Genomic DNA, 12,226 nt, shown 5'->3' with positions numbered 1-12,226 from the left:
GAGTCCATGAGAATCCTGCTGACTGCCCTCGCCGCCTTCGCGGCGCTTTCCGTGCAGGCTGCCGAACGGCTGCAGGTGGCCGCCACCGCGGTGCCCCACGCCGAGATCCTCGAGTTCGTCCGCCCGGTCCTGGCGGAGGATGGCGTGGACCTGCAGGTCAAGGTGTTCACCGACTACGTGCAGCCCAACGTGCAGGTGGCCGAGGGCCGGCTGGATGCCAACTTCTTCCAGCACCAGCCCTATCTGGACGAATTCAACCGCAGCCGCGGCACCGCACTGGTGAGCGTGGCTGGGGTGCACATCGAGCCGTTCGGCGCTTATTCCCGGCGGGTGGACAGCCTCGAGGCGCTGCCCGAGCGGGCCGAGGTGGTGATCCCCAACGATGCCACCAACGGCGGCCGGGCATTGCTGCTGCTGGCCCAGGGCGGCGTGATCGGCCTGGCCGACCCGGACAGCATCACCGCGACCCCGCGGGACATCACCGACAACCCCAAGCGCCTGCGCATTCGCGAACTGGAAGCCGCCACCCTGCCCCGGGTGCTGAACCAGGTGCACCTGGCGCTGATCAACACCAACTACGCGCTGGAAGCCGGCCTCAACCCCGGCGAGGACGCCCTGCTCATCGAAGGTGCCGAGTCGCCCTACGTGAACATCCTCGTCGCCCGGGAGGACAACGCTACCAGCGAGGCGGTGCAGAAACTCGCGGCGGTGCTCAACAGCGAAGCGGTGCGGGCCTTTATCAAGGAGCGCTACCAGGGCGCGGTGGTGCCGGCGTTCTAGCGCCGCTCGATCAGCGCAGCGCCGGATCGCGCTCCACCAGCCGCGGCAGCACCTCGGCCAGCTTGGGCACGTCCAGCGGATAGCGCACGAAACCGTGCAGGCGTGCATCCGGGCCGATGATGGCGAGGTTGCCGCTGTGGTCGACGGTGTAGTTCTCGCGGCTGGTGTCGCCCGGGATGAAGGGGATGCCAAGCACGTTCGACAGCGCCTGGATATGCTCGAGGTCGCCGGTCAGGCCGAGGAACTCGGCGTCGAAGAAGCCCAGGTAGGTCCGGAGCTGTTCGGGCGTGTCGCGGTGTGGATCGACCGTGACCAGTACCGTGCGCAGGCGCTCCAGGGTGGCTTCCGGCAGGCGCGCCTGCAGGTTGCGCAGCTCCGCGAGGGTGGTCGGGCAGATGTCCGGGCAGAAGGTGTAGCCAAAGGACACCAGGCTCCAGCGTCCGGCCAGCTGATGCAGGCGCAGGGGTTCTCCGTTCTGGTCGATCAGCTCGAGATCCGGCGTTTCGCGTGGCTGCGGGAGCATGATGACCCCGGCTTCGCTGAGCACGGCCTCGTCCTGCGGGGCGTCATCGAGCCCCCGGTAGAGCTGCGCAGCTATCACCGCAAGGATCAGGGGTATGAGTAGCAGCAGGCCTTTCTGGGCAGTCTTCATCGGTCGCCGGGCTCGATCATCCAAATAGCCGCCAATAGTGATCCAGCAGCAGCGCGATGAACAGCAGAAAGAGATAGAGGATGCTGTAGCGGAAGGTGCCCATGGCCACATCCGGCCGGCTGTCGCGGTAAAGCGCCAGGGACCAGTAGAGAAAGCGTGCGCCGAGCAGCCCGGCCGCCAGCAGATACGGCAGGCCGGACATGCCCAGCGCGTAGGGTAGCGAGCTGACCAGCAGCAGCAAGAGGGTATAGAACAGGATGTGCTGCTTGGTGTGGTGCACGCCGTGGGTCACCGGCAACATGGGTATCGCGGCCTTGGCGTATTCGTCACGGCGGTGGATGGCCAGTGCCCAGAAGTGGGGCGGCGTCCAGGTGAAGATGATCAGCAGCAGCAACAGCGGCTCGGTGCTGACCTGGCCGGTGACCGCCACCCAGCCCAGCAGCGGCGGTGCAGCGCCGGCCAGCCCGCCGATAACGATGTTCTGTGGGGTGGCGCGCTTGAGAAACACCGTATAGATCACCGCGTAGCCGAACAGCGAGGCCAGGGTCAGCCAGGCGGCCAGCGGATTGGTGAAGGTCAGCAGCAGGGCCATGCCGCAAAGGCCCAGGCCCAGCGCGAAAAGCAGGGCACTGGCTGGCGGCACCCGGCCCTGGGCCAGCGGCCGCTGCTGGGTGCGCCGCATCTGCGCATCGATGCGCCGGTCGAGCACATGGTTGACCACCGCGGCCGCGGCCGCGCAGCAGGCGATGCCGAGATTGCCGAACAGCAGAATTTCCAGGGGCAGGGCACTGACACTGGCCAGCAGCATGCCGACCAGGGCGGTCACCATCAGCAGCATCAGCACCCGCGGCTTGGTCATTTCCAGATAGTCGCGCCAGCGCGCGCGGTGGGTCTGGGTCAGGGCCGTCATGGCTGTATCTCCGGGCGAATCGCATGAAGGGGAGGCGTCCGGACAGGCTGCCCGGATGCCTGCATCGGCCGCAGCCGGTAATTGACCAGCACCAGGGCCAGCAGCAGGGCTGCGGCACCGCCGTTGTGCGCCACCGCCAGCGACAGCGGCATGTGCAGCAGAACCATGGCGATGCCGATCGCCAGCTGCGCCGCCAGCGCCATCAGCAGCAGGCCGGCCAGCCCCCGCAGCCCCCGGCGCCAGAGGCTGAAGGCCAGCGCCAGCAGCACCAGGCTGAGCAGCAGGGCGCCGAGCCGGTGGGTCAGGTGGATGGCGGTACGGGCGTCGTTGTAGAGCAATCCGCCCAGGTAGTTGGGGCCCACGTCCTGGGTGAGGTGAAAGCCGTTGGCGAAGTCCGCCGTGGGCCACCACTGCCCCTGGCAGGTGGGAAAGTCCAGGCAGGCCACTGCTGCATAGTTGCTGCTTACCCAGCCGCCCAGGGCGATCTGCAACACCGCCAGGATCAGCGCAGCCAGGCCCAGGCGACGCAGCCCCCGAGGAATTCCCGGCGCCGCCGGGAAACGCCCCGACAGGCGCAGGCAGAGCAGAAACACCAGCGCCAGGGTGGTCATGCCGCCCAGCAGGTGCAGGGTGACCACCTGGGGCCAGAGCTTGAGGGTGACGGTCCACATGCCGAACATCGCCTGGGTGATCACCACCGCGAGCAGCAGCAGGGGCAATCGGCGCGGCATTTGCGGACGCCGGAGCGCCAGTACCGCCAGGCCGAGAATCGCCAGCCCGAGGGCACCGGCAAAGTAGCGGTGGACCATCTCGAACCAGCCCTTTGCCACCTCCAGCGGCGCATCAGGAAAGCGCTCCAGCGCCAGGTTCTGCTTGCCTTCGCTCATGGGTACGCCAAGAAAGCCATAGCAGCCCGGCCAGTCCGGACAGCCGAGTCCAGCGTCCACCAGCCGGGTAAAGGCGCCGAGCAGCACCACCAGCAGGGTCAGCAGCAGGGTAGCCAGGGCGAGGCGCATTCCGGGGCGGGCCATCTAGATCTCCTTGCGGCTCAGCCAGGCGTCCGGGGCTCGGACGCCGGCCGTGGGGGCGGGCGCGGCGGCTCGCTGCCGGCTGGTCGCAAGCCGACATACAGCCACAGGCCAAGCACCGCGGCCGCCAGGGCGAACCATTGAAAAGCGTAGCCGAGATGCCGGCCGACGGTCATCGCCGAGCCCGGCCAGTCGACGCGGTAGGCGGCAGGGCCGGCTTCCAGCCTCAGTTCGTAACCGACACCGTCTCGCTCCAGGAGTGCCCAGACGGCTTCCATCTCGATGTGCTGCAGGCGCAGCGGCCATTCACCGCTGCTCGGCGGCGGCAGCCTGAAGGGTTGCGCCTGGGGATGGGCGACCCAGGCCGTCAGCCGCAGACGCTCGCGCGGGGTGTCCATGGGCAACGGCAGATGCCGGTCCGGCCAGGCCTGCCAGCCACGGTTGAGCAGTACCCAGCGGCCGCTGGGAATGTCGAAGAAGGGCTGCAGGAGTTCGGCGCCCACCTGGCCGTCGCGGCTGCGGTTATCGAGGATGAAACTGTGGTCGGCATCGAAGCGGCCGTCCAGGCGCACCCGCTGACGCGCCTCGAACGGCTCTTGCAGGCTGGCCAGGGGCTGCGCCGGGGCGGTTGCCTGCTGTTCCAGCAGGCTCTGCCTGGCGGAGCGCTGCTCGGCGCGATCGAGCTGCCACAGCCCGAGCCAGACGAACAGTGGCAGGCCCAGCAGCAGGAGCAGGCTCGCCGGCAGGCCCGGCCGGAACCGGAGCGGCGCTAGCGGCCCGGGCATCGGGCGCATCCGTTGCGCTTGCTCATGCCTTCGCCTGCTCGTTTTCGTGCAGCGAGTGCTCGTTCTTGCGCAGCCCGCGAATGTTCATTCCGGCGAGAAACACCTGCACCAGGATCAGGCCCCAGGCGTCTGCCTGCAGCCCCCAGGCGATCCACAACACGTTGCTCAACAGAAAGCACCAGAAACCGATCATCCGCCGCGCCGGGCGCAACGAGCCGATCATCCAGGCAGCGATGATGGTGACCACCATGGCAGGCCACTCGAGCAGATCGATCCAATCCACGACAATCCTCTTCACAGGCCGGAGAGTGTCGTCGCCGGCTGGCAGCGACAAGGGTTGGTGCGGTGCCGGCAGTGCTTAGTTCCGTCTACGCATTGCCCTAGAGCAGGCTCATCTGTTGCCCGGGCGGGGCGAAGCGGCTGCAGTCGAGGCCGAACGCCTCCTGCCGCTGGCCATAGCCGAGGCGTTTGCAGGCCAGGCGGAAGCGTTGGGCCAGCAGCGCGGCGAAGGGGCCTTCGCCGCGCATGCGGCTGCCGAAGCGGCTGTCGTAGTCGGCCCCGCCGCGGCATTGGCGAACGAGGCTCATCACATGCTCTGCGCGCTGCGCAAAATGCTCGGCGAGCCAGGCTTCGAACAAGGGTCCCACTTCATGGGGCAGGCGCAGCAGTACGTAGCCGGCCGAACGCGCCCCCGCGTCGCGGGCCGCCTCCAGCATCGCTTCCAGTTCCCGATCGTTGATCATCGGAATCATCGGTGCGCACATCACGCTCACCGGCACGCCGGCGTCGTCCAGCGTACGCAGCGTTCGCAGGCGGGCCGATGGCGAGGCGGCGCGAGGCTCCATGATCCGCTTGAGTTCGTCGTCCAGCGTGGTGAGGCTGACCGAGACGCTCACCAGTCGTTGCTCGGCCAGGGCAGCCAGCAGGTCCAGATCCCTGAGCACCAGGGCACTCTTGGTGATCAGGTGCACGGGATGCCGGAAACGCAGCAGAACCTCCAGCGCCTGGCGGGTCAGGCGCTGCTCGCGCTCCAATGGCTGATAGGCGTCGGTGTTGACCCCAAGGGCGATGGGCTGAGGGACATAGCCCGGCTTCGACAACTCGGCCTCCAGGCGTTCGGCCAGATTGGTCTTGGCGATCAGCCGGGTCTCGAAATCGAGGCCGGGGGACAGGTCCCAGTAGGCATGGCTCGGCCGCGCAAAACAGTAGATACAGCCGTGTTCGCAGCCACGATAGGGATTGATCGAGCGATCGAAGCCCACATCCGGCGACTGATTGCGGCTGATCACCGTTTTCGCCTGTTCCAGACGAACCTCGGTGAGGCACGGCGCAGGGACCTCCTGCTCCCAGCCGTCGTCACAGGCCTCGCCAGTGATCGGCGCGAAGCGGTTGGGTGGGTTGTGTGCGGTCCCGCGTCCGCGGGGCGTGATAGGGGGACGCATGCCGGCCGGCTCCATAAGCTGTATGTATGCACAGTAATGAGAGCGGCAGAGATTGACCAGCACCGATGATCGGTGACGACTTTGTGCCAATTCAGGAAAACCCTAGTTTTTATCAGCGTCCGGATTGGGCAGGCGTCAAAAATTGGGCTGATGTAAGTGATCGAAGATGTAAGTTGTAAGCCTTTTTCACAATGAGATAACGCCGAGCTTACATATAACAATAAAGTTTAAGAACTCGATGCCTTCTTACCGGCGGCCGAATCTTTCCTGAAATTTCCGGAACTAAGAGAAACGCAGTTCGGAATGCTTTACGGAAAAACTACTGCCACTTGCATGCATGGAGTATGGACATATGCGCCCTACGGGTTCCTTTCATTCGCGGGAAAACAATTTTGATTTCCTGAGATTCTTCGCAGCCTCTGTCGTTATTGTTTCTCATTGCTATTTCATGCTGGGACTGGAAGAGATGGAGCCTTTTCTGCTGACTACAGGCTATGAAGATGGCGGTGCGATAGCAGTTGGGGTGTTCTTCGTCATTAGCGGCTATCTAATTACCGGCTCGTACCTGAATAGTAGTTCAAGATTTAGTTATTTCCTCAAGCGCGCACTTCGTCTGTTTCCAGCGCTGTTCGTAGCCATACTCTTGACCGTATTTCTAGTCGGGCCGCTGGTGACGACGCTGAATCTGACCGAATACGTCAGTGAGACGCGAACATGGATGTATCTCCGCAACATCATGCTTATGACGAGTTATGACCTTCCGGGGGTTTATCTGGACAATCCCTATACCGGAGTGGTCAACGGTTCGCTGTGGACACTACCGATGGAGGCGAGCATGTATGTCGGCGTGGCGGCGCTGGGCATGATCGGCTTTCTCAGGCGCGGCCTGATCTTCATCCCCCTGGCGGCATTGGCGGCTGGGGAGTTCTGGCTGATCGCCTACCTGGGTATCAGTTCGTTCACGGTAGGCAAGTTCTTTCAGCTGGGGTTGCTGTTCTTTATCGGCGCCGCGTTCTATCTCTACCGTGACCTGGTGCTCTGGAAGGGCTGGATCGCACTGCTGCTGGCGCTGGCCATGGTGCTCAGCTTCCGCACGCCACTGGGCTACCCCATGTATTTCGTGGCGATGCCCTACGTGGTCCTCTATCTCGCCTACGCGCCGATTCCCTGGCTGTCGCGCTTTGGCAAGTACGGCGATTTTTCCTACGGCATCTACATCGTGCATTTCCCTCTGATGCAAGCCTGGGTGCTGATGCTCGGGAGCGGGGTGTCGATCCTGCAATTGCTGCTGCTGACCTACGTGCCGACCTTGGTCCTGGCAGCACTTTCATGGCATTACGTCGAAGCGCCAGCGCTCAAGCTCAAGCGACTGTTTGCTGCTGCGCCAGACCCCGGACAGGCCGCTCCCGCGCGTGGAGACAGCGATGACACAGGAGCTGGCAGCGAAGACCACCAAGACCATCCGGGGGTGGCGGTCTTGGTGAGAAAATAGCGGGAGGAAGCTAAAAGAGCCGGTTATTCCGGCTTCTTCAGCTTGGGGTTGGGGAAGAACTGCACGGTCTGCACGCCGGGAACTGCCGGCCGGGGCTGGCCGCCGTTGACCCGGGTGTTGAGCTCCAGGGGCACGGCCTGGCCTTGTTCGTTGAGCGTGTCGGCGTAGCCACAGGCGACGCATTCCCGATGTGGGACGCCGTCCAGGTCCCACATCCTGACGCTGTCATTGGCACTGCAGGCCGGGCAGACCGCCCCGGCGATGAACCGCTTCGGCTGGCTCATGCGGCGTCCTCGGAAAGGCCCAGGTGGCGCAGCAGTGGGTCGATCGATGGCTCGCGACCGCGGAACTCGACGAACAGCACCATGGGCTCGCGAGAGCCGCCCTGGGCAAGGATCGCCTCGCGGAAGGCGCGTCCGGTCTCCGGGTTGAACACACCCTCTTCCTCGAAACGCGAGAAGGCGTCGGAGGAGAGCACCTCGGCCCATTTATAGCTGTAGTAACCGGCCGCATATCCGCCCGCGAAGATGTGCGAGAAGCTGTTGGGAAAACGGTTTTCAGCCGGCGGACGCATCACCGAGACCTCGTCGCGCACGCTTTCGAGCACCTCCGACACGCTGCGGCCGTCGCCATGGGTGGCGTGCAGTTCGAAGTCGAACAGCGAGAACTCCAGCTGGCGCACCATCATCATGCCGGACTGGAAGTTGCGCGCCGCCAGCATGCGATCGAGCATCGCCTGGGGCAGGGCTTCGCCGGTCTGGTAGTGGCCGGAGATCAGTGCAAGGCCCTCGGGCTCCCAGCACCAGTTTTCCATGAACTGGCTCGGCAGTTCCACGGCATCCCAGGCGACGCCATTGATGCCGGACACCCCCGCGTGTTCGACGCGGGTCAGCAGATGATGCAGGCCGTGGCCGAACTCGTGGAACAGGGTGGTGACCTCATCGTGGGTCAGCAGCGCGGGCTGGCCGCCTACCGGCGGGGTGAAATTGCACACCAGGTTGGCCACCGGGCTCACCAGGCGACCGCTGCTGTCGCGGCGCTTGTCGCGGGCGCCATCCATCCAGGCGCCGCCACGCTTGTGCGAGCGGGCGTAGAGATCGAAGAAGAAGCGTCCGACGTGCTCGCCATTCTCGCGAATCTCGAACAGGCGCACGTCGGGGTGCCAGCTGTCGAACTCCTCCAGTTCGCAGATCTCGATGCCGTAGAGCTTCTGTACCATGGAGAACAGCCCCGACAGTACCTTGTCGATGGGGAAGTAGGCACGCAGCTCTTCCTGATTCAGGCTGTAGCGGCTCTGGCGCAGCTTTTCCGCGTAGTAGCCGGCATCCCAGCTCTGCAGATCGTCCAGGCCCTGCCCGGCGGCAAAGGCGCGCAGCTCGGCCAGGTCCTTCTCGGCGAATGGCTTGCTGCGCCGGGCCAGATCGTGCAGGAAGCCGAGCACCTGCTCGGTGGACTCGGCCATCTTGGTCGCCAGGGACAGCTCGGCATAGCTTGAGAAACCCAGCAGTTGCGCCAGCTCGCGGCGCAGGTCGAGGATTTCCTGCATCACCGGGGTGTTGTCGAACTGCCCGGCGTTGGGGCCCTGGTCCGAGGCGCGGGTGGAGTAGGCGGTGTACAGCTCGCGTCGCAGTTCGCGGTCGTCGGCATAGGTCATCACCGCGTAGTAGCTGGGAAACTCGAGGGTGATCAACCAGCCGTCGAGTCCCTTGGCCTCGGCGGCATGGGCCATTTGCGCCTTGGCCGAATCGGTGAGACCGGACAGGGCGGCTTCGTCGGTGACGTGCTTGGTCCAGGCCTGGGTGGCGTCCAGCACCTGGTTGGAAAACTGGCTGCCGAGCTCGGAGAGCTTCATGCGGATGGCGCCGAAGCGCTGCTGTTGTTCGGCAGGCAGGTCGATACCGGACAGGCGGAAGTCACGCAGCGAATGCTCGAGGATGGTCCGCTGGGCCACATCAAATGCGGCCGCTCCGAGGCTCTCGGACAGGGCCTGGTAGGCTTCGAAGAGACCACGGTTCTGGCCCAGCTCGGTCCAGTAGGCCGAAAGCTTGGGCAGGCACGCCTGGTAGGCGTCGCGCAGGGCCGGGCTGTTGCACACGGCGTTGAGGTGGCTCACCGGACCCCAGGCATGCGCCAGGCGTTCGTTCATCTCGTCCAGACCCACCACCAGGGTTGCCCAGTCCAGGCTGTCGGCAGGACGCGTCAGCAGTTCCTGCAGGGCGATGCGGTTGTCGGCGAGAATGCAGTCCACGGCCGGCTCGACGTGCTCGGGACGGATCTCGGAATAGGGAGGAAGGTCGAAATCTTGAAGCAGGGGATTATTCGCGCTCACGGTTCACCTGGATTTTCAGTCGGTTCAACGTCTGACCACAGCGGACGCATGGCAGGCGCTCGTGGTTCCATCTTAAAGACAAATGCACGCCACCGCAGCTTGAGGGTTTCTATCGTGACGATTCGCAACTATCGCAACATGACGCCGGATATCGGCGAACGCACCTTCATCGACGAGTCCGCCGTGATCATCGGCGACGTGGCGTTAGGCGCCGACTGCTCGGTCTGGCCGCTGGCGGTGATCCGCGGCGACATGCACCACATTCGCATCGGTTCGCGCACCAGCATCCAGGACGGCAGCGTGCTGCACATCACCCATGCCGGGCCGTTCAATCCCGACGGCTATCCGCTGGTCGTCGGCGATGAAGTGACCGTCGGCCATCAGGTCACCCTGCACGGTTGCCGCATCGGCAATCGGGTGTTGGTGGGCATGGGCAGCATCGTCATGGACGGTGCCGTGGTGGAGGACGAAGTGATGATCGGCGCCGGTAGCCTGGTGCCACCGGGCAAGACCCTGGAGAGCGGCTTTCTCTATGTGGGCCGGCCGGTCAAGCAGGTTCGGCCGCTGAACGATGACGAGCGTCGGTTCTTCAGTTATTCGGCGGACAACTATGTGCGGCTCAAGGAGGGCTATCTGGAGCACGGTGGCTGGGAGGCGGCTCAGGCGCTGTCGACCTGAGGGAGGGTCAAGGCTTGAGGAGGCGTAGCCGCTGACTCGGCTGTCGGCCAGGCGCAGGCAAAAAAAACCGGCGGGCCCAGGGGCGTCGCCGGCAAAGCTCACGCACAAGTCGTTTACTGCACGTCGTTCAGAAGATCGCGCCGCATCATGCTCTTGATCTTGATCAGGTGTTCATCCTCCTGCACCTTGCAGCGCACGAAGCTGTCGGCGATCTGCTTGTGCCCGGCGGCTTCGGACAGTTCGATCAGCAGCTCCCAGGCGGCGTTGTCCGCCAGCTCCACGGTGAGCAGGGCGTTCAGGCACTGCGGTACGTTGGTGCGCGGATCGCTGAGCACCTGCACGATCCCCATGGCCATGACCCCGACCACGTCGGCGCAGGGAGTCTGGGCGGTCGGATCGGCGCCAAGGCTCTCGATGGCGTGGGCAATGGTGAGCATGTGCTCGTACTCTTCGTCACGGATCTGCTGGAGGGCGCCCACCATCGCCGGGTCAGCCTTCTCCATGCCGCCGACCTTGGCGATCATTGCCTCGTAAAGGCGCACGCCATTGCGTTCGTAGGCCAGCCGCTCGCCGAGCTTGTCGACCAGCAATTCGGGGCTCTTGCCGCGCACCATGTCGAAGGTGGACTTGAGCATGCCCTTGGCCGAGCCCGGCACCGGCACCGAACCGATGCGATCCGCCTCGTTGCTGCGCAGGGTGCGCTCCTCGAGCATGCGCATGCGGTCACCGGGTACATCCGGCATCCAATGGTTGGCGGCTTCCATCATCTTCTTGGAGTCTTTTGGCGACATCTGTACGCCGGTGAAGTTTGTGCCCAGTTTCGCTGCGTCTGCCATGTGTGTTCTCCTCAGGAAGCCTTGCGCATGAGTTCGGTGCCGGGCGCCCACTGGTAGCCGGCCGAGACGATGTCCGAGGCGATGCCGTCGGCGTGCAGGCCGTTCCGGTAGGCCAGCGAGCCCTCGGCTTCCTGCGACTTGTCGACGTAGTCGATGCCGTGGGCGCGCAGGTCCACCTCGGCGGAGAGCACCTTGCGCACGAAGTCGCGCTGGCTCTTGAATTCGATCATCTTCGGCAGCGGCCCGCCGAGAATCTCGGCCGGGTCGCGGCCCTCGATTTTCTTCAGTGCTTCGCAGGCGACGTTGAAATGGCCCAGTTCGTAATCCAGGAAGCGCTCCCAGATCGCCTTGATGCGCGGGTTGGTTTCCTGATCGGCGCAGCTGGCGTAGGCGTAGACCTCCATCGCTTCGTGCACGATCCACTTCTCGATGTGGCTTTCGCCCGGGTCGGTGAGGGAGCCGTACTGGGTTACATGCTGCTCCTCGACCGAGGCGATTTCAGCGTACAGCTGGCGCGCCAGGGGGTCGGCGAACAGCGGGCCGACATTCATGTAGTAGTCGTGGGTCTGGTATTCCGCGGCGGTAATCATCGCCGCGTGGATCTTGGTGATGAGATCGGCGTGCTGGCGATCATAGTGATCGCGCACGTCGTCAGCCGGATGGCGGTGATGCTGCGAGGTTGGCCGACCGGGAATGATGTCGGTATAGCCCTGCAGGATGTTGTTCGCATCCTTGCCCTCGAGACGGTCGAGCATTGCCGAATAGCGGTAGAGGTGGTCGAAATCTTCCAGCAGGCCGAAGCGGTAGGTCTGCGCCTGGTAGGGATCGGGCTCGGTCTGGGCGACCGCCGCGGTCACTTCGATGGCCACCTGCTCGTAGGCCACGGTGGTTTCCAGTGGCGAATGGTCAGCGGAGAGCAGCCAGTTGACCGTAGTGGCCTGATGTTGCTCGCTGCGGCGGATCTCCGCCAGCGGCAGGCGCAGTTCCTTGTTGAAGCGGGCGATACCGTGCTTCAGGCGCAAGGCGTCGGTTTCGATGCCGTTCATGAGAATGACGCGTACCCGGGTGAAAGCATCGTCGTCGAGCTTGCTGATGGGCTTGCCCGCCATCTCCCTCCAGGTGAACGTCTGCTTGTCGAGGGGAGTGCCCTTGTTATCCAGGATGCCGGAAATGTCCATGTCGCCTCCACAGTGGGAAATTCGGTCCCGTGAGGGACAGCTTGCTGAAAGGGACCGGGGCTCTGCGATGACAATTCCCTCGGGTTCCAGCTATCGATTCGCCTTGATTGATAGAT

13 protein-coding genes are annotated in these 12,226 nt (G+C 64.4%); 3 read left to right on the top strand and 10 right to left on the bottom strand.

Annotated features, from left to right (window positions below; genetic code table 11):
* Positions 1 to 6 precede the first annotated feature (6 nt).
* The gene (locus ACFOMF_RS09925; RefSeq protein ID WP_386364332.1) at positions 7 to 780 is read left to right on the top strand and encodes a MetQ/NlpA family ABC transporter substrate-binding protein; all 774 of its coding nucleotides are present in this window, start codon (positions 7 to 9) and stop codon (positions 778 to 780) included.
* A gap of 10 nt (positions 781 to 790) precedes the next feature.
* Here the strand turns inward: ACFOMF_RS09925 and ACFOMF_RS09920 are convergent, their stop codons facing one another.
* The 6 genes from ACFOMF_RS09920 to ACFOMF_RS09895 form a co-directional block, all read right to left on the bottom strand.
* Entirely contained in the window at positions 791 to 1,432 is a 642-nt protein-coding gene (locus tag ACFOMF_RS09920; protein WP_386364330.1) for an SCO family protein, read from the bottom strand.
* 16 nt (positions 1,433 to 1,448) lie between these two features.
* A complete protein-coding gene (cyoE, locus tag ACFOMF_RS09915) occupies positions 1,449 to 2,342 on the bottom strand; it encodes a heme o synthase (protein WP_386364328.1) in 894 nt (297 codons plus the stop codon).
* Positions 2,339 to 3,358 carry a COX15/CtaA family protein gene (locus ACFOMF_RS09910; RefSeq protein ID WP_449342990.1) on the bottom strand — a complete coding sequence of 340 codons (1,020 nt, stop codon included), beginning with the start codon at positions 3,356 to 3,358 and terminating at the stop codon, positions 2,339 to 2,341. Before ACFOMF_RS09910 ends, cyoE begins: the two co-directional genes overlap by 4 nt.
* A 32-nt stretch (positions 3,359 to 3,390) precedes the next feature.
* Positions 3,391 to 4,155: an SURF1 family protein gene (locus ACFOMF_RS09905; RefSeq protein WP_386364324.1), complete on the bottom strand. Its 765-nt coding sequence runs from the start codon at positions 4,153 to 4,155 to the stop codon at positions 3,391 to 3,393.
* A 22-nt stretch (positions 4,156 to 4,177) separates the two neighbouring features.
* Positions 4,178 to 4,438, bottom strand: coding sequence for a hypothetical protein (locus tag ACFOMF_RS09900; protein ID WP_386364322.1), 261 nt, complete (start codon positions 4,436 to 4,438; stop codon positions 4,178 to 4,180).
* A gap of 97 nt (positions 4,439 to 4,535) precedes the next feature.
* The gene (locus ACFOMF_RS09895; RefSeq protein ID WP_386364320.1) at positions 4,536 to 5,597 is read right to left on the bottom strand and encodes a PA0069 family radical SAM protein; all 1,062 of its coding nucleotides are present in this window, start codon (positions 5,595 to 5,597) and stop codon (positions 4,536 to 4,538) included.
* A 352-nt stretch (positions 5,598 to 5,949) separates the two neighbouring features.
* Between ACFOMF_RS09895 and ACFOMF_RS09890 the strand changes: the two genes are divergently transcribed.
* On the top strand, positions 5,950 to 7,089 hold the full coding sequence (locus tag ACFOMF_RS09890) for an acyltransferase family protein (RefSeq protein WP_386364317.1): 1,140 nt from the start codon (positions 5,950 to 5,952) through the stop codon (positions 7,087 to 7,089).
* Positions 7,090 to 7,112: 23 nt separating this feature from the next.
* Here the strand turns inward: ACFOMF_RS09890 and ACFOMF_RS09885 are convergent, their stop codons facing one another.
* Both ACFOMF_RS09885 and prlC read right to left on the bottom strand, forming a co-directional pair.
* Entirely contained in the window at positions 7,113 to 7,373 is a 261-nt protein-coding gene (locus tag ACFOMF_RS09885) for a YheV family putative zinc ribbon protein (RefSeq protein WP_386364316.1), read from the bottom strand.
* Positions 7,370 to 9,418 carry an oligopeptidase A gene (gene prlC, locus ACFOMF_RS09880; protein WP_386364314.1) on the bottom strand — a complete coding sequence of 683 codons (2,049 nt, stop codon included), beginning with the start codon at positions 9,416 to 9,418 and terminating at the stop codon, positions 7,370 to 7,372. The genes ACFOMF_RS09885 and prlC overlap by 4 nt, the downstream gene beginning before the upstream one ends.
* A gap of 114 nt (positions 9,419 to 9,532) precedes the next feature.
* Here prlC and ACFOMF_RS09875 point away from each other — a divergent pair, with 114 nt between their 5' ends.
* Positions 9,533 to 10,096: a gamma carbonic anhydrase family protein gene (locus tag ACFOMF_RS09875; RefSeq protein ID WP_386364312.1), complete on the top strand. Its 564-nt coding sequence runs from the start codon at positions 9,533 to 9,535 to the stop codon at positions 10,094 to 10,096.
* A 113-nt stretch (positions 10,097 to 10,209) separates the two neighbouring features.
* Here the strand turns inward: ACFOMF_RS09875 and ACFOMF_RS09870 are convergent, their stop codons facing one another.
* Positions 10,210 to 10,932: a ferritin-like domain-containing protein gene (locus ACFOMF_RS09870; protein WP_386364310.1), complete on the bottom strand. Its 723-nt coding sequence runs from the start codon at positions 10,930 to 10,932 to the stop codon at positions 10,210 to 10,212.
* A gap of 11 nt (positions 10,933 to 10,943) precedes the next feature.
* Positions 10,944 to 12,110: a hypothetical protein gene (locus tag ACFOMF_RS09865; RefSeq protein ID WP_386364308.1), complete on the bottom strand. Its 1,167-nt coding sequence runs from the start codon at positions 12,108 to 12,110 to the stop codon at positions 10,944 to 10,946.
* Positions 12,111 to 12,226 lie beyond the last annotated feature (116 nt).

The organism is Stutzerimonas tarimensis (genome assembly GCF_042648805.1).
Lineage (GTDB): Bacteria > Pseudomonadota > Gammaproteobacteria > Pseudomonadales > Pseudomonadaceae > Azomonas > Azomonas tarimensis.
The sequence above is the reverse complement of the archived record's forward strand: the minus strand, read 5'-3'. Positions and strand labels throughout refer to the sequence as shown.